The organism is Bradyrhizobium sp. SMVTL-02 (assembly GCF_051853005.1).
GTDB lineage: Bacteria > Pseudomonadota > Alphaproteobacteria > Rhizobiales > Xanthobacteraceae > Bradyrhizobium.
On the sequence record NZ_CP182469.1, the window covers coordinates 306732 to 332880 of the forward strand.

26 protein-coding genes are annotated in these 26149 nt (G+C 66.3%); 13 read left to right on the top strand and 13 right to left on the bottom strand.

Going from position 1 to position 26149, the window contains the following annotated elements; translation table 11 throughout:
- Positions 1–44 precede the first annotated feature (44 nt).
- Positions 45–1583, bottom strand: a complete 1539-nt coding sequence (locus tag ACNJYB_RS01425; RefSeq protein WP_439372368.1) for a YifB family Mg chelatase-like AAA ATPase — start codon at positions 1581–1583, stop codon at positions 45–47.
- Between the two features lie 225 nt (positions 1584–1808).
- Here ACNJYB_RS01425 and ACNJYB_RS01430 point away from each other — a divergent pair, with 225 nt between their 5' ends.
- Both ACNJYB_RS01430 and ACNJYB_RS01435 read left to right on the top strand, forming a co-directional pair.
- Positions 1809–2054, top strand: a complete 246-nt coding sequence (locus ACNJYB_RS01430) for a PilZ domain-containing protein (protein ID WP_018644993.1) — start codon at positions 1809–1811, stop codon at positions 2052–2054.
- A gap of 132 nt (positions 2055–2186) precedes the next feature.
- The gene (locus ACNJYB_RS01435; protein ID WP_439372369.1) at positions 2187–2966 is read left to right on the top strand and encodes a tetratricopeptide repeat protein; all 780 of its coding nucleotides are present in this window, start codon (positions 2187–2189) and stop codon (positions 2964–2966) included.
- A gap of 223 nt (positions 2967–3189) precedes the next feature.
- Here ACNJYB_RS01435 and ACNJYB_RS01440 read toward each other — a convergent pair whose 3' ends face one another.
- From ACNJYB_RS01440 to rsmI, 7 genes are all read right to left on the bottom strand, one after another.
- On the bottom strand, positions 3190–4482 hold the full coding sequence (locus ACNJYB_RS01440; RefSeq protein WP_439372370.1) for an AAA family ATPase: 1293 nt from the start codon (positions 4480–4482) through the stop codon (positions 3190–3192).
- The gene (locus ACNJYB_RS01445) at positions 4479–5213 is read right to left on the bottom strand and encodes a CpaD family pilus assembly protein (RefSeq protein WP_439372371.1); all 735 of its coding nucleotides are present in this window, start codon (positions 5211–5213) and stop codon (positions 4479–4481) included. The genes ACNJYB_RS01440 and ACNJYB_RS01445 overlap by 4 nt, the downstream gene beginning before the upstream one ends.
- Positions 5214–5257: 44 nt before the next feature.
- Complete coding sequence (locus tag ACNJYB_RS01450) at positions 5258–6778, bottom strand: type II and III secretion system protein family protein (protein WP_439372372.1); 1521 nt, start codon at positions 6776–6778, stop codon at positions 5258–5260.
- 10 nt (positions 6779–6788) lie between these two features.
- Positions 6789–7601, bottom strand: a complete 813-nt coding sequence (cpaB, locus tag ACNJYB_RS01455) for a Flp pilus assembly protein CpaB (protein WP_439372373.1) — start codon at positions 7599–7601, stop codon at positions 6789–6791.
- A gap of 358 nt (positions 7602–7959) precedes the next feature.
- Positions 7960–8904, bottom strand: a complete 945-nt coding sequence (gene gshB / locus ACNJYB_RS01460) for a glutathione synthase (protein ID WP_439372374.1) — start codon at positions 8902–8904, stop codon at positions 7960–7962.
- Positions 8905–8914: 10 nt separating this feature from the next.
- A complete protein-coding gene (locus ACNJYB_RS01465; protein ID WP_439372375.1) occupies positions 8915–9316 on the bottom strand; it encodes a YraN family protein in 402 nt (133 codons plus the stop codon).
- Positions 9303–10253, bottom strand: a complete 951-nt coding sequence (gene rsmI / locus ACNJYB_RS01470) for a 16S rRNA (cytidine(1402)-2'-O)-methyltransferase (RefSeq protein WP_439372376.1) — start codon at positions 10251–10253, stop codon at positions 9303–9305. Before rsmI ends, ACNJYB_RS01465 begins: the two co-directional genes overlap by 14 nt.
- A gap of 340 nt (positions 10254–10593) precedes the next feature.
- Between rsmI and ACNJYB_RS01475 the strand changes: the two genes are divergently transcribed.
- The gene (locus tag ACNJYB_RS01475) at positions 10594–11829 is read left to right on the top strand and encodes a penicillin-binding protein activator (RefSeq protein ID WP_439372377.1); all 1236 of its coding nucleotides are present in this window, start codon (positions 10594–10596) and stop codon (positions 11827–11829) included.
- Positions 11830–11890: 61 nt separating this feature from the next.
- Here the strand turns inward: ACNJYB_RS01475 and hemW are convergent, their stop codons facing one another.
- The 3 genes from hemW to rph are packed head-to-tail and all read right to left on the bottom strand — an operon-like array spanning position 11891 to position 14452.
- Positions 11891–13075, bottom strand: coding sequence for a radical SAM family heme chaperone HemW (gene hemW, locus ACNJYB_RS01480; RefSeq protein ID WP_439375774.1), 1185 nt, complete (start codon positions 13073–13075; stop codon positions 11891–11893).
- 16 nt (positions 13076–13091) lie between these two features.
- The gene (gene rdgB / locus ACNJYB_RS01485; protein WP_439372378.1) at positions 13092–13727 is read right to left on the bottom strand and encodes an RdgB/HAM1 family non-canonical purine NTP pyrophosphatase; all 636 of its coding nucleotides are present in this window, start codon (positions 13725–13727) and stop codon (positions 13092–13094) included.
- An 11-nt stretch (positions 13728–13738) separates the two neighbouring features.
- Complete coding sequence (gene rph, locus ACNJYB_RS01490) at positions 13739–14452, bottom strand: ribonuclease PH (RefSeq protein ID WP_439372379.1); 714 nt, start codon at positions 14450–14452, stop codon at positions 13739–13741.
- Between the two features lie 182 nt (positions 14453–14634).
- Between rph and hrcA the strand changes: the two genes are divergently transcribed.
- Both hrcA and grpE read left to right on the top strand, forming a co-directional pair.
- Entirely contained in the window at positions 14635–15723 is a 1089-nt protein-coding gene (gene hrcA / locus ACNJYB_RS01495) for a heat-inducible transcriptional repressor HrcA (protein WP_439372380.1), read from the top strand.
- 96 nt (positions 15724–15819) lie between these two features.
- Complete coding sequence (grpE, locus tag ACNJYB_RS01500; protein ID WP_439372381.1) at positions 15820–16437, top strand: nucleotide exchange factor GrpE; 618 nt, start codon at positions 15820–15822, stop codon at positions 16435–16437.
- Positions 16438–16568: 131 nt separating this feature from the next.
- On the opposite strand, the gene pncA is transcribed toward grpE, so the two are convergent.
- Together pncA and ACNJYB_RS01510 are read right to left on the bottom strand one after the other, a co-directional pair.
- Positions 16569–17291: a bifunctional nicotinamidase/pyrazinamidase gene (gene pncA / locus ACNJYB_RS01505; RefSeq protein ID WP_439375775.1), complete on the bottom strand. Its 723-nt coding sequence runs from the start codon at positions 17289–17291 to the stop codon at positions 16569–16571.
- A gap of 84 nt (positions 17292–17375) precedes the next feature.
- On the bottom strand, positions 17376–18317 hold the full coding sequence (locus tag ACNJYB_RS01510) for a hypothetical protein (protein ID WP_439372382.1): 942 nt from the start codon (positions 18315–18317) through the stop codon (positions 17376–17378).
- A gap of 392 nt (positions 18318–18709) precedes the next feature.
- Here ACNJYB_RS01510 and dnaK point away from each other — a divergent pair, with 392 nt between their 5' ends.
- The 8 genes from dnaK to ACNJYB_RS01550 all read left to right on the top strand — a co-directional run bounded on the left by dnaK (position 18710) and on the right by ACNJYB_RS01550 (position 26149).
- Entirely contained in the window at positions 18710–20611 is a 1902-nt protein-coding gene (gene dnaK, locus ACNJYB_RS01515) for a molecular chaperone DnaK (RefSeq protein WP_197954174.1), read from the top strand.
- Positions 20612–20856: 245 nt separating this feature from the next.
- Entirely contained in the window at positions 20857–21990 is a 1134-nt protein-coding gene (dnaJ, locus tag ACNJYB_RS01520; protein WP_439372383.1) for a molecular chaperone DnaJ, read from the top strand.
- 88 nt (positions 21991–22078) lie between these two features.
- Positions 22079–22678, top strand: coding sequence for a class I SAM-dependent methyltransferase (locus tag ACNJYB_RS01525; protein ID WP_439372384.1), 600 nt, complete (start codon positions 22079–22081; stop codon positions 22676–22678).
- Positions 22679–22849: 171 nt separating this feature from the next.
- The gene (locus ACNJYB_RS01530; protein WP_439372385.1) at positions 22850–23428 is read left to right on the top strand and encodes an NADPH-dependent FMN reductase; all 579 of its coding nucleotides are present in this window, start codon (positions 22850–22852) and stop codon (positions 23426–23428) included.
- Between the two features lie 6 nt (positions 23429–23434).
- Complete coding sequence (gene pyrF, locus ACNJYB_RS01535) at positions 23435–24148, top strand: orotidine-5'-phosphate decarboxylase (RefSeq protein ID WP_439372386.1); 714 nt, start codon at positions 23435–23437, stop codon at positions 24146–24148.
- Positions 24149–24244: 96 nt separating this feature from the next.
- Positions 24245–24556: a DUF1330 domain-containing protein gene (locus tag ACNJYB_RS01540; protein WP_439372387.1), complete on the top strand. Its 312-nt coding sequence runs from the start codon at positions 24245–24247 to the stop codon at positions 24554–24556.
- Positions 24557–24686: 130 nt separating this feature from the next.
- Complete coding sequence (gene dapB, locus ACNJYB_RS01545; protein ID WP_439372388.1) at positions 24687–25502, top strand: 4-hydroxy-tetrahydrodipicolinate reductase; 816 nt, start codon at positions 24687–24689, stop codon at positions 25500–25502.
- Between the two features lie 23 nt (positions 25503–25525).
- Entirely contained in the window at positions 25526–26149 is a 624-nt protein-coding gene (locus tag ACNJYB_RS01550) for a 2,3-bisphosphoglycerate-dependent phosphoglycerate mutase (RefSeq protein ID WP_439372389.1), read from the top strand.

Genomic DNA, 26149 nt, shown 5'->3' on the forward strand with positions numbered 1-26149 from the left:
AGCGTAAAGGAAACTCGTTACCGCCGGGTTGACGCGCGGAATGATCAGGCGAGCTGGCGTACATCCTCCGCGAGTGCGCGGTAGGACAGCGCCTCGGCGAGATGCAGCCGGCCGATCTTGTCGGCGTGATCGAGGTCGGCCAGCGTGCGCGCCACCCGCAGCACGCGGTGATAGCCGCGCGCCGACAGCCGCATGGTCTCGGCGGCGTCACGGAGCAGTTTTTGACCCTGCGCATCGGGCTTTGCGATCTCCTCCAGCACGGAGGCGGGCGCTTCGGCGTTGGTGCGGATGTTGGGCAGGCCCGCTTCAGTGTAGCGCGCGAGCTGGATGTCGCGCGCCGCGGCCACGCGCGCTGCGACCTCGGCCGAACCCTCCGCCGGCGGCGGCAGGATCAGGTCGGCGGCGGTCACGGCCGGCACCTCGATGCGCAGATCGATGCGGTCCATCAGGGGACCCGAGATGCGGGCCTGGTAGTCCGACGTGCAGCGATCGATGCGGCCGCGCTTGCAGGCGTAACCGGGCTCGAAGGCGTTGCCGCAGCGGCAGGGATTCATCGCCGCCACCAGCATGAAGCGCGCAGGGTAGGTGACGCGGTGATTGGCGCGGGAAACCGAGACCTCGCCGTTCTCCAGCGGCTGGCGCAGCGAATCCAGCACGCGCGGATCGAACTCCGGCAATTCGTCGAGGAACAGCACGCCCTGATGCGCGAGCGAGATCTCGCCGGGCTTTGCGCGCATGCCGCCGCCAGTGAGCGCAGCCATGCTGGCGGAGTGATGCGGCGAACGGAACGGCCGCCGCGATGTCAGCGCGCCGCCCTCGATCTCGCCGGCGACGGAGGCGATCATCGAGACTTCCAGAAGTTCACCCGGCGACAGCGGCGGCAGGATCGAGGGCAGACGCGCCGCCAGCATCGACTTGCCGGCGCCGGGCGCGCCGATCATCAGGAGGTGATGTCCGCCGGCGGCGGCGATCTCCAGCGCGCGCTTGGCGCTTTCCTGGCCCTTGATGTCGCGCAGGTCGAGCTTTGAGGTGGCGGCCTCGTGCACTTTCGGCGAGGGCCGCGACAGCACCTGCGTGCCCTTGAAATGGTTGGCGATCTGGATCAGCGATTGTGCGGCGATGATCTGGATGTCGGGGCTCGCCCACGCCGCCTCCGAGCCGCAGGCGGCCGGGCAGATCAAGCCCTCCTCGCGCTGATTGGCGCCGATTGCGGCGGGGAGCGCGCCGGCGACGGCTGCGATCGAGCCGTCGAGCCCGAGTTCGCCGAGCACGGTGAAGCCGGCCAGAGCATCCGGCGGGATCGCGCCGATCGCCGCCATCAGCCCGAGCGCGATCGGCAGGTCGTAGTGGCTGCCTTCCTTCGGGACGTCGGCGGGCGCCAGATTGACGATGATCCGCCGCGCCGGCAGCGCGAGCCCTGAGGCGATCAGCGCCGAGCGCACCCGCTCGCGCGCCTCCGACACCGCCTTGTCCGGCAGGCCGACGATGGAGAAGGCCGGCAGGCCCGGCGCGACTTGCACCTGCACGTCGACCGCGCGGGCCTCGATTCCCTCAAAGGCGACGGTAGAAACCCGTTGAACCATGCCGAACCAGCCTGCCCCTCTTGCACAATCAAAGGTAGCAGAGCAGGGCGCTCTCCGCAAGAACAATACAGGAACATTGCCCCGGCGGGGAAAGCCCTAACAAGCCGTGAACGCGATCCCGACACTACGCTTCGAATGCGAGCTTCTGCCCTCAGCACATCCCAACGAATGTCCGCTACTCCTAAGGCTGCGGGATGGGCCGTGGTCTAACGGGTGAACAGTTCAATGCTTGCAAATCGCCGGAGAAGCGAACGTCGGGTGTGCAGCCGGCTCGCCAAGATTCATTTTGGGGCGGGCTCACTGCCCAGGGACTGCACGATCACGGATATCTCGGACGGGGGTGTGAAGGTCGTGGCGGAATTTCTGGAAGTGCCGCCGCAATTCACCATCATCTTCGCGCCGGACTATTCCCGCCAATGCCGCCTGCGCTGGCGCATCGGCTGCGAATTCGGTGCCGAATTCGTCGACTAGAGCATGATCCGGAAAAGTCTGAGGCGGTTTTCCGGGAAGATCATGCTCGAACAATAGGGCAGGCGCGCGTCCTTAACGGGACTTTAGCGTTAATCGGTAAGCATCTCTGATCAGTTGCCGAGTGATCAGAGTATGCCCAAGCGTTCGTCCCTCGCCTTCCGCCCGGCGAGATTGCTGCTTCCCGCCCTCGTCGCGCTTGTCCTCGGCGGCTGTCAGACGACGAGCCTCGAGGACGTCACCGGCGCGCTCGGCGGCAAGACGGAGACAACGGCCGGCAAGGCCGACACCAGGACGGACATGGACGCGCTGCGCGAGCGCTATCGCGCCAAGCCCAGCGATCCCGCCATTGCGATCGAATACGGCAAGGCGCTGCGCGGCAGCGGCCAGCGCGCCCAGGCGGTCGCGGTGCTCGAGCAGGCCGTGCTCGCCCATCCCAGCAACAAGGCGCTGCTCGCCGGCTACGGCCGCGCGCTCGCCGACAACGGCAATTTCCAGCAGGCTTTCGATGTTCTGGGCCGCGCGCATTCGCCCGAGGATCCCGACTGGCGGATCCTGTCGGCGCAGGGCGCGGCGCTCGATCAGCTCGGCCGCAACGAGGAAGCGCAGCAATATTACGCGAGCGCCTTGAAGATCGTGCCTGACGAGCCGCAGGTTCTGTCCAATCTCGGCCTGTCCTACATGCTGCAGAACAATCTGCCGAAGGCCGAACAGGTGCTCGGCCGCGCCTATCAGCGCAATCAGAACGATGTGCGGATCCGTGCCAATCTCGCGCTGGTGCTGGGATTGCAAGGCCGCGAGGCCGAGGCTGAAATCCTCGTGAAGGCAGATTTGCCGCCGGACCAGGCCGCGGCCAAGGTCGCGGCGCTGCGGCAGCTGTTGGCGAAGAAGCTGCAGCAGCGGGCCGAGAAGTAGCCCGCCTCTCTTGAGACCTTATGGGATGAACCTCGCCTCGCGCCTCGACGGAGGTGCGCCCCCCTTGTGGGGGAGGGCTAGGGAGAGGGGTAGCCCAGGAAAAGGTGCCGGTTGTTGACGATGCATCGGGTGCGAGTGCGCGACGGAAGAGTCCCCGTGTGGCACCCCCCTCCCTGTCCCTTCCCAAAAGGGGGAGGGAACGGAGAGAACATCGTTGTGGCGCCTACGACGCCTTGCGATGCGGGGTGGATCCGCGACCCGAGCGGCCCTTCAGCTTCTTCAGGAGCGGGCCGAGCAGCGAACGCTTCGGCTTCTTCACCTCGCCACGTCCGGCGAGGCGGTTGGCCATGGTCTGGAACAGCTCGGTGGTGCGGTGGTTCTTGGAGACCTCCGCAATCATCTGGCCATTATTGGCCGCGGTCGAGAACAGCTTCGAATCGAACGGGATCACCGCGATCGGCTGGCTCTCCATGGTCTTGGCGAAGGCCTTGACCTCGATCTCGGCACGCTTGTGCATGCCGACCTGGTTGATGCAGTACAGCGGCGGCCGATCGTTCGGCCGCGCCGCCTTCAGCACGCTCAGCATGTTCTTGGTGTTGCGCAGGTTGGCGAGATCGGGTTCGGCCACGATCACGATATCGTCGGCGTTGACCAGCGCGCGCTTGGTCCAGGCGGACCATTGATGGGGAACGTCGAGCACGATGCAGGGCGTGGTCATGCGCAGCGTGTCGAACACCGCGTCAAACGCTTCGGCGCCGAAATCATAGACGCGGTCGAGGGTGGCGGGCGCAGCGAGCAGGCTGAGGTGATCGGTGCATTTCGCGAGCAGGCGCTCCATCAGCGCGGTGTCGGGCCGGTCCTGCGACAGCACCGCATTGGCGATGCCCTGCGTCGGGTCCTGGTTGTAATCAAGACCCGCGGTGCCGAAGGCAAGGTCGAGATCGATAACGACGGAATCGAGCGAAAGGTCGCGGGCGATGGTCCAGGCCACGTTGTGCGCCACGGTGGACGCGCCGACGCCGCCCTTGGCGCCGACCACCGCGATGACGCGGCCGGTGATGATGGCTTCGGAGGCCGAGAACAGGCTGCAGATCGAGCGGACCACGTCGAGCGTCTCGACCGGGCCGACCACATAGTCGTTGACCCCGCGCCGCACCAGCTCGCGATAGGGCGCGGTATCGCCGGGATTGCCGATCACGACCACGCGGGTGCCGGGATCGCAGACGCCGGCGAGATCGTCGAGGCCTTCGAGGATGTCGCGCGTGCCGTCGGATTCGATCACGATCACGTTCGGCGTCGGCATCGATTCATAGGCTTCGATTGCCGCGGCTAAGCCGCCTTCCCTGGCGGTGAGATGCGCCTTGGCGAGCCTTCGATCCTCGCCCGCGGCGGTCACCGCCTTGAGCGTCTGCTCGGTCTCGCAAAAAGCCTGCACGGAGATGCGAGGAACCGGTGCAATGTGTTCCTCGGGGTGCCGCGGACCGTCCGCTTCGTCGTCGTCGTTGAAGCCTGTCATTTGCCTGTGTCGCTGAGTTTGGCCTTCTCGGCGTCGGGATTGATGGTGGCGATCGGGGTGCCCTTGCGATAGCGGTCGAAGGCAATGTCGCGCCGCGCGGTGTAAGCCGGTGTTTCCGAACGCGGCTGCTCGAGGTCGGCGGGATTGTCGATCATCGCCGCGAGGTTGCGCTGGCTGGCGCAGCCCAGATTGAAGTACGGGTGGTTCTCGTTGTAGCCGGGGTCGAGAATGGACGGCCCGATGTCCTCCGGCCATAGCCCGCAGGGGCCGGCGACCGCGGCGATCCTGGAATAACTGAGACGGATGGTGGGCAGCAGGCCCGGATCCTCGGGCCGATAGGGACGCTTGACGATGGCGCGCGACGGCACGCCGCCGGTTGCCAGCACGGCACGGATTTCCTGATAGCTCGCCGCGGCCGCGCGCGAATTCGCGGTGTCCACCGGCACGTCGACGACGACGGAGCCGGTGCCCTCGCGCACCCAGTCCCGGGCGATGCCCGCGACGTCGGAGTGCTGCGCGTCCGAGAGGCCGCCGCGCGCCTTGCCGACGAAGATCACGATCGATTTCTTGCCTTCCTGCACCGCGATCGGGTGGCGCTGGCGATAGTCGGTCGGCACCGTCTCGGTGACGATCTCGCCTGTGGTGTTGCAGGCGCCGAGCATGACGGAGAGCCCCGTCAGCACCAGCGCGATGCTTACGCCGCGACGTCGATCCTCTGTCGTGTTCGTCATCGCTTGATCCCCTCTTGCCCCGCTCCCCAAGCCGTCCGGTCGTCTCAGTCGATGATGAAGCCGAAATCGCCGGGCGTGCCGTCCACCGGGTCGACGCGCCGCGCGATGCCATAGAGGCGGTTCATGCGGCCGAGCAGAGCCGTCTGCGCGTCCGAGGCCGGCGCGAAGCCGTCGTCCGGCCGCGACAATTCCTTCTGAGCGACCGCGCGCACCACATAGGGCGTCACGATCACCATCAGCTCGGTTTCGTTGTTGACGAAGTCCTGGCTGCGGAACAGTGCGCCGATGATCGGCACCTGGTCGACGCCGGGCAGGCCGTTGATGGCCTGCTTGGTCTGCTGCTGGATCAGGCCGGCCATCGCCATCGAGCCGCCCGAGGGAATTTCCAGCGTCGTCTCGGCGCGGCGGGTCTGGATCGACGGGATGGTGATCGAGCTGGTCTGGCCCGCGGACACCGCCTGCGTCACGGAGATGGCGTTCTGATTCGACAGCTCCGAGACCTCGGTCATCACGCGCAGGCTGATGCGTCCCTCGCTGAGCACGACCGGCGTGAAGTTCAGGGAGATGCCGAACTTCTTGTAGGTGATCTGGGTGGTACAGACATGGGTGACCGGATCGCAGGAATAGCCCGCAGGGATCGGGAATTCGCCGCCGGCAATGAAAGTGGCGGACTCGCCGGAGATCGCCGTCAGGCTGGGCTCAGCCAGGGTCCGCATCACGCCGGCGCTTTCCATCGCGCGCATCGTGGCGTTGACCGTGGCCACGCCTTTTGCGAGCCCGGTGACACCGAGCCCGTTGCTGCTGACGAGCGGGCCACCGGAGACCGAGAACGGGTTGGAGTTGTTGAAATTCACCACCGCGGTGCCGGCATTCAGGCTGGCGCTGAGATCGACGCCGAGCTGCTTGACGATGTCGCGGCGCACTTCGCCGACGACGACCTTGAGCATCACCTGATCGCGGCCGCGCACGACGATATTGTTGACGACCTTGTCCGAGCCGCCGACGAGCTTGGCGGCGACGTCGCCGGCCTGCTGGGCCTCGACCGGGCTCGACACCGAGCCGGTCAGCATCACGCTGTCGCCGACGCCTTCGATCTGCACGCCTGGCAGCGACTGGCGCAGCGCCGAACGCATGCCGTTGAGATCGCGTTTCACTGCGATGTCGTAGGCGGCGACCTGCTGGCCGTCGGCGGTGAAGAAAACGACGTTGGTCTGGCCGACCTGGCCGCCGATGATGTAAGCGCGCTGGGCCGAGCGGATCACCGCATTGGCGATCTTGGGATCGGCCACCAGCACGTCCTTGACCTCGCGCGGCAGGTCGATGACGACGGATTTGCCGACGCCAAGCGAGAGAAAACGCGTCTTCGCCGGCGCGATCGAGCCGACCGTCGAGACGCCGAGATCCGGCATCTGCATCGGTGCCTGGTCGCCGACCGGTGCATCTGCAGCAGCGCTGACCATCTCGGGGGCTGCGAGCAGCCCCAGCATCAGCATCGCCCCCGTCCAGAACGTGCTTGCGCGATTCCCCCGAATGCGCAGGCCCGTCCGATCATCCCCAAAGTTCATTCTATCCCCATCACTTCTGTGACGTCAGTTGCCGCACCTGCACCCCGTAACGGATCACGTTCACCCCGCCGGAACGCTTGGCCGCCTGATCCTCGACCGTGAGTTCGGTTGCGTTGACATCGACGATGCTGCGCAGCGCGAGCTGGAGCGTGCCGCCCTGGCGCGCGGCCGACAGCGTCGCGACCTGATCGGGCTTGAGCTCGAGCGTGACGGTCTTGCCGATGACGGCGGTCTGGCCATCTTTTTCCTTCGGCGCCTGGTCGATCGCGAGCACACGGATGTTGGACAGGATGACCTCAGACACGATGAGGTCGTTGCCGGCGCTCGCGCCGCTGGGGTCGGGATTCTTCAGGCGGCGCGTCAGCACGACATCGACGCGGTCGTTCGGCAGGATGAAGCCGCCGGCGGCGGTCTCGGCGGAAATCTCGGTGGAGACCGCCCGCATGCCCGAGGGCAGGATCGCGGCCATGAAGCCGGAGCCTTCGGCCCTCACCAGCTTCTGCTCGCGGATCGGCTCGCCCTGCATCAGCGGGACGCGTGCGATCGCGCCGGCGATCTGCATCTGGGCGTCGGGCCTGGCGTCGCGGCGGATGAAGGCGCTGCTCGCGGTCGCCGCCGGCCAGGTCTGCCATTGCAGGTCGTCGGGCTTTACGGCCTGACCGAGCTGGATGTCGTTCTTCGCGATCAGAACCTCGACCGTCGGCAGCTTCTCGGCGACGGGAGCGACGGGTGCGGGTGCATTCTGATACCCGCTCGCCAGATACGCAGCGACGCCGCCGGCGCCGAGCGCGATGACGAGAACGACAATGCGTGCGGTGTTCATACGCTTTTACTCTTACGCGGGTCACTCGAACCGCACCTGGCGGGTTCCCCTGCTTCGATGAGTAGGGAGTAAAAGTATAAGGGTTGTTGCGAGGCCGAATGCGCCGGCCGGTCACGATGCTGGTTTTCGGCAGATGGTGAACGTGGCGTTATTCAGTCGGCCAGCGGCCCCGTAGAATCACGCATCCCGGCGCGCCCGTTCCCGGGATGCGCGAGGCGTCATGGTGAACGGGCGGTTAGTGGCTCGCTTGAGCCGAATGCACACGGTCGTGAGATGGAAGCATTTGCGCCACATCATCAGTGTCGTCGCGGCGAAGGTCGGCCTTCGCCCCGACGACGATGAGGAGAATGGCGCGCCCCTACTTCTTCCGCTTCTGCTCGATCACGTCCCAGATCTTCGCCGCCACGTCGGGGCCGCCGAGCCGTGAGATGGCGCGGATACCGGTCGGCGAGGTCACGTTGATCTCGGTGAGGTTGCCGTTGATGACGTCGATGCCGACGAACAGGAGTCCGCGCTCGCGCAGCGCGGGTCCGACGGTGGCGCAGATCTCGCGCTCGCGCGCCGTGAGCTCGGTCTCCTGCGCGGCGCCCCCGCGCACCATGTTGGAGCGGAGGTCGTCGGCGGCCGGCAAGCGGTTCACCGCGCCGGCGAACTCGCCGTTGACGAGGATGATGCGCTTGTCGCCGTGCTTCACCTCGGGAATGAACTGCTGGATCACCCAGGGCTCCTTGAACGTCACCGAGAACATGTCGAACAGCGAGCCGAAATTCATGTCCTGCGGCATCACGCGGAAAACCGCCGCGCCGCCGTGCCCGTGCAGCGGCTTCATCACCACGGCGCCGTGCCTGTCGCGGAACGCGTTGATTTCGTCGAGGTCGCGCGAGATCAGCGTCGGCGGCATCAGCTGCGGAAAGTTCATCACGAACAGTTTTTCGGGCGCGTTGCGAACCGAGGCCGGGTCGTTGACCACCAGCGTCTTCGGATGGATGCGCTCCAGGAAGTGCGTCGAGGTGATGTAGGCGAGGTCGAACGGCGGATCCTGGCGCAGCAGCACCACGTCGAAGCCGCTCAGCGCCTCGCGCTTGGGCTCACCGAGGGTGAAATGGTCGCCGGGCTCGTCGCGCACGGTCAGGAGCTGCACCGGCGCGACGAGCTCTTCGCCGACCATCGAAAGCTTGTCGGGCGTGTAATAGGACAGGCCATGGCCGCGCTTCTGCGCCTCCAGGAGCAGCGCGAAGGTGGAATCGCCCTTGATGTTGATGCGGGCGATTGGGTCCATCTGGACGGCGACGTTCAGTTTCATGGTCTGCCTTTCAGGTCGAGGCGTCGAATGCCGCCAACACATGGCGCGGAAGTGAGCGCGGTGCAATCAGCATGGCGTCGAATCGCAATTCGAATTCGGCATGCTCGGGATGCGCCACGAGCCAGCCTTGGGCGGCGTCGATGATGCGTTGCTGCTGCCGCCGCGTCACGGCATAGGCTGCATCGTCCAGGCTGGCGCGCGCCTTGACCTCGACGAAGGCGATGAGGTTGCGGCGACGCGCGACGAGGTCGATCTCGCCGTGCGGCGTGCGGTAGCGTTTTGCCAGGATGCGGTAGCCCTTGGCCATGAGATAGGCGGCGGCGCGGCTTTCCGCGGAGATGCCGGTGCGGAACGCGGCGACGCGCTCGGGCGAGACGACCTTCGGTTCCGCAGGCATCTCACTCTTCGCCATCGCCGCCTCGCAGATCCTTTGCGAGCTCGAGCGCGCGGGCATAGACTTCGCGGCGCGGCCGGCCCGAGAGCGCGACTGCGTGCGCAACGGCGTCCTTGACGCTGTGCGCGGCGAGCTGCTCGCGCAGCAGATCATCGAGCGCATCGGACGTCAGCAGCTCGGCGCCGGCCGCGGGTGGAGCGATGACCAGCACGAATTCGCCGCGCGTCTCCAGCGTATCGGCCTCGCGCGCAAGCGCGTGCAGCGTCGCGCGCGAAATCTCCTCGTGCAGTTTTGTCAGCTCACGGCAGATCGCCGCCTCGCGCGTCCCCATGATCTCGGCGAGCTCGGCGAGCGTGTCCTGGACGCGGTTGCCGGATTCGAACATCACCAGCGTCGCATCGATGCGCGCGAGCTCGGTGAGGCGGCTGCGCCGCGCGGCGGATTTCGCCGGCAAGAAACCCTCGAAGAAGAAGCGGTCGGTCGGCAGGGCCGCGACCGACAGCGCGGCCAGCACCGAGGACGGGCCGGGCAGCGCATACACGGCATGACCGGCGGCGCAGACCTCGCGCACCAGCTTGAAGCCGGGATCGGAGATCAGCGGCGTGCCGGCATCCGATACCAGCGCGACCGAACCGCCCTGCGCCAGCGCCTCCAGGATCTTCGGCCGCGCGGCTTCGGCGTTGTGCTCGTGATATTGCCTGAGCGTTGCCGCGATGTCGTAGCGCTCGGTCAGGCGGCGGGTGATGCGGGTGTCCTCGCAGGCGATGACGTCGACGCCGGCGAGCGTCTGCAGCGCGCGCAAGGTGATATCGCCGAGATTGCCGATGGGGGTCGCGACCAGATGGAGGCCCGCCGCGGCCTTTGGGGCCGGGAGCCGATGGGCATCGATGGAGAAGCCGCGCGGGGGGGCGTCTGGGCGTTCAGGCGTATTTATCGGGGCCGGCTTTGCGCGCATAATGGAGCCAACTTAGGCACGATCCGAAGGGCTGGGAACTGCTCTTCGAAAAGATCGTGCCGAGGTGAGGGGCGATAAACGGACGGGAATGTGATTGACCCAAGGTCACGTTGCGAGGGAGTGAGGGCCCTCGTGCCATATTCGCGACGGAAACGCCGCCTTGATGCTACGCGACGAACGGCGAAGAGCTGGCCAGGACGGGAAGACGGCCGCGTTAAGCGGTCATTATCCTTTTGTTTTGGTTAACTATTTACCGACACTATGCCTGAATCCGCGGCTTGTGTCGCGGCAAGGAATGTTGTGAACCGGCTGGCGAGAGCCGGCCGGAAGAGAAGCTGTCATGCTGGGCCCGCGTCATCCAAAATCTCCCGTTCCGGACCCCCTGTCATTGGGTGCGACCCGGCGGAGCGCGCTCGGCCTGTTGCTGGGCGCGCCGCTGTTGTCGGCGTGCGCCGGCGTGCAGCAGAGCCTCAGCCAGTTCTCCAACCCGTTCTCCAGCTCCTCCGCGCCGCCGGCCCAGCCGGCAGGTCCGCCCCAGCAGGGGACGACCGCGGGCAGCGGTGGGGTCAAGGTCGCGGTGATCCTGCCGCTCTCGGCCGCGGGCAATGCCGGCCTTGCCGCGCAGTCCATGCGCAACGCCGCCGAGATGGCGCTGGCCGAGTTCCAGAACCCGAACATCCAGCTCCTGATCAAGGACGACGCTGGCAGCCCGCAGGGCGCGCAAGCCGGCGCGCAGCAGGCGGTGGAGGAAGGCGCCGAGATCATCCTGGGGCCGCTGTTCGCGCAATCTGTGCCGGCGGTGGCGCAGGTCGCGCGCACGCGCAACATCCCGGTGATCGCCTTCTCGACCGACTCCAGCATCGCCGGCCGCGGCGTCTACCTGCTCTCGTTCCTGCCGGAGTCCGACGTCAACCGCATCGTCGAATATTCGGCGAGCATCGGAAAGCGCTCCTTTGCCGTGCTGCTGCCCGATAACGCCTATGGCAATGTCGTCGAGGCCGCGGTGAAGGCGGCGGTGCCGCGGCGCGGCGGCCGCATCGTCGCGTTCGAGAAATACGGCGCCGATCGCGCCACGCCCGCGCGTGGCGTGGCGCAGCAGCTCGGCAGCGCCGATGCGTTGTTCATTGCGGACGACGGCGATGCCGTGGTTTCGGTAGCCGATGCGATGACCGCGGCGGGGGCGAACTTGCGCAACATCCAGCTGCTCGGCACCGGCCTGTGGGACAATCCGCGCGTCTATGCGAACTCGGCGCTGCAGGGCGGCCTCTATGCCGCGCCCGATCCGGCCGGTTTTCGCGCGTTCTCGGGCCGCTACCGCACGAAGTACGGCGCCGAGCCGATCCGCACCGCGACGCTCGCCTATGACGCGGTCGCACTCGTTGCCGCGCTGGCGCGCACGCAAGGTGGCCAGCGCTTCTCCTCCGATGTCCTCACCAATCCTTCCGGCTTCGCCGGCATCGACGGCCTGTTCCGCTTCCGCCCCGACGGCACCAACGAGCGCGGCCTTGCCGTGATGAAGGTGACGTCCGGCGGCGGCGTTGCGGTGGCGGGCTCGCCGAAGAGTTTTGGGGCGTAGTTCTCACCGCGGATGCCGCTGCGCTCCCTCGCCCCGCTTGCGGGGAGATGCGAAGATCTCGCTACGCTGCGAGATCCGCGACCACGGCATCCAGCACCGGGAATCCGCTGTTCGTCACGCGCAGCCGTCCCGTCGCATCGACCGTGATCGCGCCTTCCTCGCGCAGCAACGCGATGCGCCTGGGGTCGAGCGGTCGGCCTGACAGCGCCTTGTAGCGCTCGGGGTCGATGCCTTCGGCGAGGCGCAATCCCATCAGCAAGAATTCGTCGGCGCGCTCCTCGCTGTTGAGGAGATCGTCGGTGACGACGCCGTCGCCGTTGGTCTCGACCCGCAGCAGCCAGGCCTCGGGGCGCTTCTCCGTGGCGGTGGCATGGCGCACGCCGTCGATGTCGAGACGGCCGTGTGCGCCGGGACCGATGCCGGCATATTCCTCGCCGCGCCAGTAGACCAGATTGTGCCGGCACTCGGCGCCGCGCCGCGCGTGGTTGGAGATCTCGTAGGCGGGTAGCCCAAGCTTGTCGCAGGTCTCCTGCGTGACGTCGTAGAGCGCGCGTGCGACCGCTTCGTCCGGCGTCTTCAATTTGCCGGCCTGGTGCAGGCCGAAGAACGGCGTGCCTTCCTCGATCGTCAATTGATAGAGCGACAGATGCTCGGCCGCTTCATCGATGGCGTGCCTGAGCTCGTCGGCCCACATCTCCGGCGTCTGGTCGGGGCGGGCGTAGATCAGGTCGAACGAATAGCGGTCGAACGAGCGGCGCGCGATGGCGACGGCATCGAGCGCCTCGCGCGCGCTGTGCATGCGGCCGAGCGCCTTGAGCGAGGCATCGTCGAGTGCCTGCACGCCGAGCGAGACGCGGTTGACGCCGGCTGAACGATAGCCGGCAAAGCGCGTGGCTTCGACGCTGGTCGGGTTCGCTTCCAGCGTCACCTCGACGTCGCCGGCGACGGTCCAGTGCTTGCCGATCGCATCGAGCACCGCGCCGACTGTTGAAGGCTGCATCAGCGAGGGCGTGCCGCCGCCCAGAAAGATCGAGGTCACTTCACGTCCGGGCGCGCGCTCGGCCGTGGTTGCGATCTCGCGCGCGAAGGCCGACGCAAACCGCGCTTCGTCGATCGCGGCGTGGCGGACATGGCTGTTGAAGTCGCAATAGGGGCACTTCGACAGGCAGAACGGCCAGTGCACGTAGACGCCGAAGGCTTCCGATTCCTGTCTTGACGCGTTTTCCCGGCGCGAACCGGCATCCACTTCGCTCGACAACGCTCTAGCGCGGCTCAAGGCAGATCTCCGCCAGTTTCACGAAGGCGCGGGCGCGATGCGACAGGCCGAGGCCGAGCGGCGGCAGGCCGTGCTTCTCGATGCTTTCCATCTCGCCGAAGGTGCGGCTGTGGCCATCGGGCAGGAACATCGGATCGTAGCCGAAGCCGGCAGTGCCGCGCGGCGGCCACACCAGCGTGCCGTCGACCCGGGCCTCGACCTCCTCGAGATGATCGTCCGGCCACGCCACGCAGAGCGCGGAGACGAAATGCGCCGTTCGGCGGTCGGGCGTGGTCGCGCCGCGTTCCTGCAACAGCCGCTCGATCTGGGCCATCGCCGCGTTGAAATCCTTGGTCGGGCCGGCCCAGCGCGCGCTGTAGATGCCGGGCGCGCCGTCGAGCGCGTCGACGACGATACCGGAATCATCGGCGAACGCGGGAAGCTTCGTCGCCTTCGCCGCCGCGATCGCCTTGATCGCGGCGTTACTGCCGAAGTCGTTGCCGGTTTCCGCGGGCTCGTCCAGGCCGAGCTCACCGGCCGACACCGCCTCGATCCCGTACGGCGCAAGCAACTCCTCCATCTCGGCGAGCTTGCCGGGATTGTGGGTGGCGATGACGAGCTTTCCGGTGATTCGGCGGTGCATGGGCCTATTGACTACGCGACAGCCAGTTTCTGCAAGTCCACGAGACGCGCGACGCCCTTGCGCGCCAGCGCCATCAACGCCAGGAACTCGGTTTCCGTGAACGGCTCGCGTTCCGCGGTGCCCTGCACCTCGATGATGCGGCCGTCGCCGGTCATGACGAAATTGGCGTCGGTCTCGGCCTCGGAATCCTCGGCATAATCGAGGTCGAGCACCGGCGTGCCGTTGTAGATGCCGCAGGAGATCGCGGCGACGTTGTCGCGCAGCACGTTGGCCTTGATCATGTTGCGCGCCTTCATCCAGTTGATGCAATCGGCGAGTGCGACCCAGGCGCCGGTGATCGAGGCCGTGCGGGTGCCGCCGTCGGCCTGGAGCACGTCGCAATCGACCGTGATCTGGCGCTCGCCGAGCGCTTCGAGATCGACGATGGTGCGAAGCGAGCGGCCGATCAGGCGCTGGATCTCGACGGTGCGGCCGCTCTGCTTGCCGGCCGAGGCCTCGCGGCGGGTGCGCTCGGAGGTCGCGCGCGGCAGCATGCCGTATTCGGCGGTGACCCAGCCGCGGCCCTGGCCCTTCAGCCACGGCGGCAGGCGGTCTTCCAGCGTGGCGGTGACCAGCACATGGGTGTCGCCGAATTTCACCAGGCACGAGCCTTCCGCATATTTGACCACGCCGCGCTCCAGCGTCACGGGGCGCAATTCGTCGGGCGCACGGCGGCTTGGCCGCATGGGAAATCCTCCAAAACTTTCGGAAAAGGGCTGTTCGCGGTGCTTGTAGGTGGGGTCAGGGTGAGCGGCAAGGGGGAAGATCAGCGCTTAATCGCCCCCGGTTTTCCACCCCGCAAACGCCACGCTTGTCAGAACCGTCCCGGATGGACAAATTATGAGCATCTGAGAGGAGTTAACCGTCTGTGGCCCATCACGATCCGATCCATCTGATCGCGCCGCGCGCAGGCCTCGCCCAGCTCAACGAGCGTTCCCGCGACATCTTTCGTCAAATTGTCGAAAGCTATCTCGCAACCGGCGAGCCGGTCGGCTCGCGCAACATTTCCCGCCTGATCGCCACGCCGCTGTCGCCGGCCTCGGTCCGTAACGTCATGGCGGACCTGGAACAGCTCGGCCTGATCTATGCCCCGCACACCTCGGCGGGCCGGCTGCCGACGGAACTCGGGCTGCGCTTCTTCGTCGACGCCCTGATGCAGGTCGGCGATCTCACCGAGGCCGAACGGCAGTCGATCCAGAGCCAGCTTGCCACGGTCGGCCAGGCCCAGTCGGTCGAGGCGGCACTGGACCAGGCGCTGACGCGGCTGTCGGGCCTGACCCGTGCGGCAGCGGTGGTGCTGACCCCGAAATCCAATGCGCGGCTCAAGCACATCGAATTCGTCCGGCTGGAACCGGAAAAGGCGCTGGTGATCCTGGTCGGCGAGGACGGCCAGGTCGAAAACCGCGTGCTGACGCTGCCGCCCGGAGTTCCATCGTCCGCGATCACCGAAGCCGGCAATTTCCTCAATGCGCGGATTCGCGGGCGGACCCTGGCCGAGGCGCGGCTCGAGCTCGAAACCGCGCTCGGGCAAGCCCGCGCCGAGCTCGATCAATTGACGCAGAAAGTGATCTCGGCCGGCATCGCCAGCTGGTCCGGCGGCGAGAACGAGGACCGCCAGCTGATCGTCCGCGGCCACGCCAATCTGCTGGAAGATCTGCACGCGCTGGAGGATCTGGAGCGCGTGCGCCTGCTGTTCGACGATCTCGAGACCAAGCGCGGCGTCATCGACCTCTTGGGCCGGGCCGAGACCGCGGAGGGCGTGCGCATCTTCATCGGTTCCGAGAACAAGCTGTTTTCCTTGTCCGGCTCCTCCACGATCATCTCGCCCTATCGGGATGCCGCCGGCCACATCGTCGGTGTTTTGGGCGTGATCGGGCCGACGCGGCTGAATTACGCCCGCGTGATCCCGACCGTCGACTACGCCGCCCGCATCGTCAGCCGCCTCCTGGGGGGCTGACCGGCGTTTGCGCCGATCACGGGCGCTTGATTTTCGGACGCTTAGGCACGATATCCGGGCCAACAATCCCTGGAAACGAGTTCGAGATCAGAGCCGATGACCGAGCAAGACCGGCAACCCGAAGACACGACTGCAGCGACCGGCGAGCCCGTGGTGTCAAAACCCTACATCATGCCCGACGATCCCGAGCCCGGCTCGGTGGAGACATTGCAGAAGGAAGCAGCCGAGGCGCGCGATCGCATGCTGCGGACGCTGGCCGAGATGGAGAATTTGCGCAAGCGCACCACGAAGGAGGTCGCTGACGCCCGTCTTTATGGCATCACCGGCTTTGCCCGCGACGTGCTCGACATCGCCGACAATCTCCAGCGCGCGCTCGATGCCGTTCCGGCCGAAGCGCGTGCTGCGGCCGATCCCGGGCTGACCTCGCTGATCGAGGGCGTCGAGCTCACCGAGCGCTCGCTGCTCAACGCGCTGGAAAAGCACGGCGTGAAGAAGTTCGATCCCTTGGGCCAGAAATTCGACCCGAACTTCCAGCAGGCGATGTTCGAAGTGCCCGATGCGTCGGTGCCGTCGGGCACCGTCGTGCAGGTCGTGCAGGCCGGCTACACCATCGGCGAGCGCGTGCTGCGCCCGGCGCTGGTCGGTGTCGCCAAGGGCGGCGCGAAGCCTGCGCCCGCGGCGAACAACAACGAGTCGAGCGGCGCGACGAACTGAGTCTTAGAACCCTCCCTCGTGGTGAGGAGCCGCGCCCTTGCGCGGCGCCTCGAACCATGAAGGGCAAGATGTTACGGCGGGGCCCTTCATCCTTCGAGGCGCGCGCGAAGGAGCGCGCTCCTCAGCGCCGCCTACGCACTCACCGCGATATCCGCGGACTGAATCCGCTTCACGCCGGCCTTGGCCATGTCGGCCCAGGCCTTTGCCAGCGAGCCCTGGGTGTCGATGCCGCGGCAGGCGTCTTCCACCACATAGACCTCGAAGCCCGCCTTGCGTGCGTCCAGCGCGGTCCAGGCGACGCAGAAATCCGTCGCAAGGCCAGCGACGAACACGCGCTTGATCTTGCGGCCCTTCAGGTAGCCGGCGAGGCCCGTCGAGGTCTTGCCGTCGGCTTCGAGGAACGCTGAATAGCTGTCGACGTCCTTGTGAAACCCCTTGCGGATGATGAGCTCGGCATGCGGGATCGACAGGTCCTTCGACAGCGCGGCGCCATCGGTGCCCTGCACGCAATGATCCGGCCACAGCACCTGCTTGCCGTAGGGCAGGTCGATGGTCTCGAACGGCTTCTTGCCGGAATGCACCGACGCAAACGACACGTGGCCGGGCGTGTGCCAGTCCTGCGTCATCACCACGTTCGCAAACGCTTTGGCCATCTTGTTGATGACGGGCACCACCTGTTCGCCTTCCTTCACCGCAAGGCTGCCGCCGGGCAGGAAACAGTTTTGCACGTCGATCACGAGCAGCGCGGACGCATCGTCCGGCTTGATCGATGCCGCTGCAAACGGCGCGGTTGGCGCGAGGGTCGCCAGCGCCGTCGTTCCAAGCATTGCCAAGATTTGTCGCCGATCCAGCATCATTCGTCTCCCGCCGGGATGATCCAACCGGGGAAGTATACGAACAGAAGCCCGAAAATGCAGCCGGGTTTGGTGAGGCTTGGGCTACCCCTTCGGCTGGATCCCGTCGCGCACGGCGCGGAAGCGGGTGAAGGCGGCTTGCCACTGGTCGCGCGGGGCGCTGGCGATGATGCGCAGCGAGGCGCCGCCGCTCGAGAAGCGGATCCACTGCACCACGGTCACCGGCGTCTTGTCCTTGCCGCTGACGCCGTCAATCCGGGTCTCGAAGCCCTGCTGGCCGTTGATGCGGATCGGCTCCGACATGGTGACGCGGGATTCGCGCACGCCGGGGATCTGGAGCGCGGCCTCCTGGGCGAAGCGGGCGCGATCGTCGGCGGCTTGCGGGGTCGCGCCGATCAGGCCGAGGATCATGAACGGCTTCGACTCATAGCCTGCGCTCTCGTTGCCGTCGGCGAGGATGATGCTGGAGCCCGGCGCCAGCGTGCGGATGTCCTTGAAGTCGGCGAGATCGGTGATCTTGAACGGTATCAAGGCGATCTGCTCCTCGGTCGAGACCTGCTTGCGGGTGGTGGCGCTCGCGAACATCTGCCGAACCGCCTCGTCGGTGTAGATCTTGGTCGCATTCTCCGGGATCTGCACCGCGACATAGCCGGAGAAGCCGGCGCCCGGCACGATCATCGAATAGCGTTTCACCGGGGTCTCCCCGGCCTTGCCGCTCTCGGTGGTGAAATAGGCAAGGCCTGCGGGCGTCTCGATCTTGTCCTGCTTGACGCCGCCAGCGCCGGCCGGATTGGAATTGAAGGCGCTCACGACCTCGCCATAGGCCGCCGGCGGCAGCTCGGTGATCAGCACCTTGACGCTGCCGTCCTCGCTCTCGAAGCCCGGAAAGGTTTTTGCCGTGCCGAGGCCGACCAGCGGCACCATGCCGAGGCGCAGGCCCGGCGGGAAAACGGCGTCGGCAGCCATGGCCGGAAGCGCGGAGGCAACGAGGAGGGTGAGCGCGGCGAGGGGGCGGATCAGCTTCATTGGGCACTCTGATTGGTTCACATTGAGGCCGTTCGATGGTCGGCGCCGGGCGCTTTGTCGCGCGAAGCAGCCCTTGGCGCGGCGGTCGGCCGGCCGACTTTTAGCGGGTTTGGCCTTGCCGTAACAGGGTGTGGCGGGTTGCCGGGGCGGGGTGGCGATCCGCCGGACCTGTTAATATCTCCTCACCCGCAAGGGCGGTCGAGCCCGGATATGATGTCCTAAAACCCAATGTTTTCACGGCCGAAACGTTGCTCCGGTCCTTGCGGGCCCCTGCCCCCCTCCTATATGAGCCTCAATCATCGCAATATCGCGGATGTTTGATCTTAGGGGGTTTCGGTTCGGGTGCCTTCTGGGCCCAGCCAACCTGCCGCAAAAAGAAGGATATCAGGACCATGGGAAAGGTCATTGGGATCGACCTCGGCACCACGAACTCGTGCGTCGCCGTGATGGACGGCAAAAACGCCAAAGTCATCGAGAATTCCGAAGGCATGCGCACGACGCCTTCGATCGTCGCCGTGACGGACGACGGTGAGCGCCTCGTCGGCCAGCCTGCCAAGCGCCAGGCCGTTACCAATCCAGAGCGTACGTTCTTCGCAGTGAAGCGCCTCATCGGCCGCCGCTACGACGACCCGATGGTCGAGAAGGACAAGAAGCTCGTTCCTTACAAGATCGTGAAGGCTTCCAACGGCGACGCCTGGGTCGAGGCCGACGGCCAGACCTACTCGCCCTCGCAGGTCTCCGCTTTCATCCTGCAGAAGATGAAGGAGACCGCGGAAGCCCATCTCGGCCAGAAGGTCGAGCAGGCCGTCATCACCGTTCCCGCCTACTTCAACGACGCCCAGCGCCAGGCGACCAAGGACGCCGGCAAGATCGCGGGCCTTGAAGTGCTGCGCATCATCAACGAGCCGACCGCGGCCGCGCTCGCCTATGGCCTCGACAAGACCAAGGCCGGCACGATCGCCGTGTACGACCTCGGCGGTGGCACCTTCGATATCTCCATTCTCGAGATCGGCGACGGCGTGTTCGAGGTGAAGTCGACCAACGGCGACACCTTCCTCGGCGGCGAAGATTTCGACATGCGTCTGGTCGGCTATCTCGCCGACGAGTTCCAGAAGGAGCAGGGCATCAACCTGCGCAACGACAAGCTCGCGCTTCAGCGTCTGAAGGAAGCCGCTGAAAAGGCCAAGATCGAGCTGTCGTCGACGACGCAGACCGAGATCAACCTGCCCTTCATCACCGCGGACCAGACCGGCCCGAAGCATCTGACGATGAAGCTGACCCGCGCCAAGTTCGAGGCGCTGGTCGACGACCTCGTGCAGAAGACCATCGAACCCTGCCGCAAGGCGCTGAAGGACGCCGGCGTCACCGCCGGTGAGATCGGCGAGGTGGTTCTGGTCGGCGGCATGACCCGCATGCCGAAGGTCCAGGAAGTCGTGAAGCAACTGTTCGGCAAGGAGCCGCACAAGGGCGTCAACCCGGACGAAGTCGTGGCGATCGGCGCTGCGATCCAGGCCGGCGTGCTCCAGGGCGACGTCAAGGACGTGCTGCTGCTGGACGTGACCCCGCTGTCGCTGGGCATCGAGACGCTGGGCGGCGTGTTCACCCGCATCATCGACCGCAACACCACGATCCCGACCAAGAAGAGCCAGGTGTTCTCGACGGCTGAAGACAATCAGAATGCCGTCACCATCCGCGTCTTCCAGGGTGAGCGTGAAATGGCGGCCGACAACAAGATGCTCGGCCAGTTCGACCTGATGGGCATTCCGCCGGCTCCGCGCGGCATGCCGCAGATCGAGGTGACCTTCGACATTGACGCCAACGGCATCGTCAACGTCTCGGCCAAGGACAAGGCCACCGGCAAGGAGCAGCAGATCCGCATCCAGGCCTCGGGCGGCCTGTCGGAAGCCGACATCGAGAAGATGGTCAAGGACGCCGAGGCCAATGCCGAGGCGGACAAGAAGCGCCGCGAGGCCGTCACCGCCAAGAACGAGGCGGATGGTCTGGTGCATTCGACCGAGAAGGCATTGGCCGAGCACGGTTCGAAGGTTGCCGAGAGCGAGCGCCGCGCCATCGAGGATGCGGTCAGCGACCTCAAGGAAGCGCTGAAGGGCGACGACGCTGAGGCGATCAAGGCCAAGACCCAGACGCTGGCTCAGGCTTCGATGAAGCTCGGCGAGGCCATGTACAAGCAGCAGGCCGAGGCCGACGCCAAGAAGGACGCGGCCAAGGACGACGTCGTCGACGCGGAGTTCACCGAAGTCGACGACGACAAGAACAACAAGAAGTCCGCCTGAACCCCGAGAGGGTGACGATGCGGACGACTTGGACCCCACACGCGCTAACGGCCTCCTCCCTCACGGGGGAGGCCGTCGTGTCGGGCTCGTCGGGTGATGCGCCCGCTACGATCAATCAATTCCCAGCCGTTATTCTCAACGCTGCCAAGCAACCCTCTGCCGCGAGGTCGAAGGGTGCCTATATCGCTGCGTGGCAACGTTGCTTCGCCCCAACTTGAATCGCGATTGGATAGACCGAGCCCAGCATGTCCACGTCCACCAAGCGCTGCTATTACGAGACCCTCGAAGTCGACCGCGACGCCGACGAATCCAAGCTGAAATCGTCGTTCCGCAAGCTGGCGATGAAGTTTCACCCCGACCGCAACCCCGGGGACGACACCAGCGAGATCAAGTTCAAGGAAATCAACGAGGCCTACGAGGTCCTGAAGGACAAGGACAAGCGCGCGGCCTATGACCGCTTCGGCCATGCCGCCTTCGAGCAGGGCGGTCCCGGCGGCGGCGCCGGTTTCGGCGCCGGCTTCGCCTCCTCCTTCTCCGACATTTTCGAGGACCTGTTCGGCATGGCCGGACAGCGCGGCCGCGGCGGCCGCGAGCGCGGCGCCGATCTGCGCTACAACATGGAGATCACGCTCGAGGAAGCCTTCAGCGGCAAGACCGCGCAGATCGAGATCCCGGTCTCGGTCACCTGCGAGTCCTGCTCGGGCATCGGCGCCAAGGCCGGCACCAAGCCGAAGACCTGCTCGACCTGCGGCGGCGCCGGCCGCGTGCGGCAGTCGCAGGGCTTCTTCACGCTCGAGCGCACCTGCCCGGGCTGCCAGGGCCGCGGCCAGATGATCGAGGACGCCTGCCCGTCCTGCGCGGGACAGGGCCGCGTCACCCGCGAGCGCACGCTCTCGGTCAACATTCCCGCCGGCGTCGAGGACGGCACGCGGATCAGGCTCGCCGGCGAAGGCGAGGCCGGGGTTCGCGGTGGTCCGCCCGGCGACCTCTACATCTTCCTGTCGCTGGCCCAGCACCAGTTCTTCCAGCGCGACGGCGCCGACCTGCATTGCCGCGTGCCGATCTCGATGGTGACGGCCGCGCTTGGCGGTGAATTCGAGGTGCCGACCATCGACAAGGCCAAGGCGAAGGTGAAGGTGCCGGCCGGGACCCAGTCCAACCGTCGATTCCGCATTGCGTCAAAAGGCATGCCGGTGCTGCGCTCGCGCCAGACCGGCGACATGTACGTTCAGGTCGTGGTCGAGACTCCGCAGAACCTCACCAAGAAGCAGCAGGAGTTGCTGGCCGAGTTCGAAAAGCTCTCCTCTGGCAACACCCAGCCGGAATCCGAGGGTTTCTTCGCCAAGGTCAAGGACTTCTTCGGTAATCGGGCGAGTTGACCCGGCTTGACCGTACCGCCTGCGGCCTATACCTGTTTATGACCATTTTCTGACACGCCGCGGTCCCGCGGTCCCGTCCGGTCCAGACATGCCATTGCCATCGTCCGCGCGAGCGTTGAAGAAGCCCCGTCTCGACGACGAGGTGCGCTTTCTGAGATCGTGGATCGAAAAGCCCCTCCACATGGGCGCGGTGATGCCGTCGGGCAAGCTCCTGGCCCGGACCATGGCGCATTACGTCGACATCAATTCGGATGCTCCCGTGGTCGAGCTCGGACCCGGTACCGGCGCCATCACCTCGGCGCTGATCGAGCGCGGCGTCGAGCAGAAGCGTCTCGTCCTCGTCGAATACAATCCCGGCTTTTGCGCGCTGCTGCGCGACCGCTACCCGCAAGCCAAGGTCGTGCAGGGCGACGCCTACCGCCTCCGCGACACGCTCTGGAACGTGCTGAGCGCGCCCGCCAGCGCGGTTGTTTCGGGCCTGCCGCTCGTCACAAAACCGATGCTGACGCGGCTGCGGCTCATTCGCGATGCCTTCACGGCGCTCGCGCCCGGCGCGCCCTTCGTTCAGTTCACCTACGCGGTGGTGCCGCCGATCCCGAAATCGTTGCCGGGCGTGTCCACGGAGGCCTCGGAACGGATCTGGATGAACCTTCCGCCGGCACGCGTCTGGGTGTATCGCAAGGACTAATCTGTCGCTGCGAACGCGGCGCGCCCCTTTCCCGCTTGCGGGGGCAGGGTCGGGGTGGGGGTCTCTCCGCGGTCGAGATCGTCCCCCGTTGGGAGAAAGCCCCCTCCCGCCGCGCTTCGCGCGTCGACCTCCACCGCAAGCGGGAGAGGTGGATCGGAGTTTGCCGCCCGGATGTCCGCACCGAAAATCCTGGTCATTCCCGGCTCGCTGCGCACGGGCTCGCACAATGCGAAGCTGGCGGCGGTCATTGCGTATGAGTTCGTGCGGGCCGGCGTCGACGTCACCCGCATCTCGCTCGCCGATTTTCCGCTGCCGATCTATGACGGCGATCTCCAGGCCAAGTCCGGCGTGCCCAAGAACGCGATCAATCTGAAGCGCATGATCGGCGCGCATCACGGCGTGCTGATCGTCTCGCCCGAATACAATGCCTCGGTGCCGCCGCTGCTCAAGAACGCGATCGACTGGGTCAGCCGCGTCCACGATCTGCACGAGGTGCGCGGCGCGGTGTTCCGCAATCGCACCTTTGCGCTCGCCGGCGCTTCGCAGAGCCGGCTGGGCGCCGCCCGCGCGCTCCAGGCCTTGCGCCTGATCCTGACCTCCTGCCACGCCAATGTGATTGCCAGCCAGCTCGCGCTCGCCTTTGCCGACCAGGCCTATGACGATATGGACAGGCTGAAGAACGAGCGCGATATCACCGCGTTGAAGGAGCTGGTCGCGCAGTTGATCGACGTTTCCCAACGCATGATGTGAGGTGACATGACGCCCGCCGAGATCGCCCCGAAAGACCGCCTGATCGTTGCGCTCGATCTGCCGAGCGTTGATGCCGCGGAGGCGATGATCGCGAAGCTCGGCGACAGCGTCACCTTCTACAAGATCGGCTATCAGCTCGCCTATGCCGGCGGCCTGCCGCTGATCGGCAAGCTCGCCGACAGGGGCAAGAAGGTGTTTGCCGATCTCAAGATGCACGACATCGGCAACACCGTGACGCGCGGTGTCGAAAGCGTCGCCAAGCTGGGCGCGACCTTCGTCACCGTGCACGCCTATCCGCAGACCCTGAAGGGCGCCGTCGAAGGCCGCGGCAATGCCAGCCTGAAGATTCTCGCCGTCACGGTGCTGACGTCCTACAACGACGATGATCTGCACGCCGCCGGCTATCGGCTCAGCGTCTCCGAACTGGTCGAGGCGCGCGCGCAGCAGGCGCAGGTGCTCGGCGTCGATGGCCTCGTGTCCTCGCCGGAGGAAGTCGGAGCCTTGCGCAAGATCGTCGGTCATCAGATGAGCCTCGTCACCCCCGGCATTCGCCCGGCGGGTTCGGCCAGCGGCGACCAGAAGCGCATCATGACGCCCGGCCGCGCGATCACCGCGGGCGCCGATTATCTCGTCGTCGGGCGACCAGTGGTGGAAGCTGCTGATCCAAAGGCCGTCGCTGACGCCATCCACGCCGAGATCGCGCAGGCGCTCGGAGCATGATCCCGACCCGAACGGCCGCGCCAGCGCAAAGTGTGAAGCGGTTGTCCGATCAGACCATGCTCAAATAGAGACCACCAACAACGAGGGAGAGGATCAATGGCAAAAGGCTACTGGATCGGGCGCGTCGACGTGAACAATGAGGAGGGCTACAAGCCCTACGCCGTCGCCAACGGCCCGATCTTCAAGAAGTGGGGCGGCCGCTTCGTCGTTCGTGCCGGCAAGTTCACCACCGTCGAAGGCGCCAGCCGCACCCGCAACGTCGTGATCGAGTTCCCGGACTATCAGACCGCGATCGCCTGCTACAACTCGCCGGAATACCAGGCCAACATCAAGGTGCGTCAGCCGCACTCGATCGCCGACCTCATCATCATCGAGGGCTACGACGGCCCGCAGCCGCAGGACGGCTGAGGCGCGATCTCGTCTTACCCTCCCTTGGAGGGCCCCTCGAGGGGAGGGTGCGCGCATGTCACGCGCTGATGCCTCTCGGTTGCCGGAACTGCATCCCCCCGCTACAACGGCCCTTGAAGAGGATCACACCATGTCCGACATGCGCTTGATTGTTGCAGGAGCCGGCGGCCGGATGGGCCGCGCGCTGGTGCGGGCGATTGCCGAGAGCAAAGGTGCGGTGCTGGCGGGCGCGCTGGAGGCGCCGGCCTCCGATCTGCTCGGCAAGGACGCCGCCGTGCTCGCAGGCCTGCCGGCCAACGGCATCAAGCTCTCCGCCGATCTCTGGGCGATGTCGAAGGAGGCCGATGGGATCCTCGATTTCACCGTGCCGGCCGCGACCATCGCCAATGTCGCGATCGCCGCCGAGCGCGGCCTCGTCCATGTCATCGGCACCACCGGGCTGTCCGGCTCCGACAATGCCGTCATCAAGAGCGTCACCAACCGGGCGGTGGTGGTGCAATCGGGCAATATGAGCCTGGGCGTCAATTTGCTCGCCGCCGTGGTCAAGCGTGTCGCCAAGGCACTCGATGAGAGCTTCGACATCGAGATCGTCGAGACCCATCACCGCATGAAGGTCGATGCGCCCTCGGGCACGGCGCTGATGCTGGGTCAGGCCGCCGCCAGCGGCCGCGGCGTCACGCTCGATGAACATTCCGAGCGTGGTCGCGACGGCATCACCGGCGCGCGCCGGCCGGGCAATATCGGTTTCGCCTCCTTGCGCGGCGGCACCGTGGCCGGCGACCACAGCGTGACCTTCCTCGGTCCGTTCGAGCGCTTGACGCTGTCGCACCAGGCCGAGGACCGCATGCTGTTCGCGCACGGTGCGCTCAAGGCGGCGCTGTGGGCGCATGGCAAGGCGGCGGGGCATTACTCCATGGCCGACGTGCTCGGCCTGTCCGATTTCTGATCGAACCCAACGGAAAGCAGTCAATGAGCGAACGTCTCCTCGTGCTCGTGCGCCACGGCCAGAGCGAATGGAATCTGAAGAACCTGTTCACGGGCTGGAAGGATCCTGACCTCACCGAGCTCGGCGTGAAGGAAGCCAGGGAAGCCGGCCGCAAGCTGAAGGCTCAGGGCCTCGTGTTCGATGTCGCCTTCACCTCGGTCCTGACGCGCGCGCAGCACACGCTCGACCTCATCCTCGGCGAGCTCGGCCAGGAGGGCCTGCCGACCTCGAAGGACCTCGCGCTGAACGAGCGCGACTATGGCGATCTCTCCGGGCTCAACAAGGACGATGCGCGCAAGAAATGGGGCGAGGAGCAGGTGCATGTCTGGCGCCGCTCCTACGACGTGCCGCCGCCCGGCGGCGAGAGCCTGAAGGACACGCTGGCGCGCGCATTGCCGTACTACGTGCAGGAGATCCTGCCCGGCGTGCTCAACGGCAAGCGCACGCTGGTCGCCGCCCACGGCAACTCGCTGCGCGCGCTGATCATGGTGCTGGAAAAGCTGTCACCCGAGGGCATCCTGAAGCGCGAGCTCGCCACGGGCGTGCCGATCATCTACCGGCTGAACGCCGATTCGACGGTGGCCTCGAAGCTGGATCTGGCGGCCTGA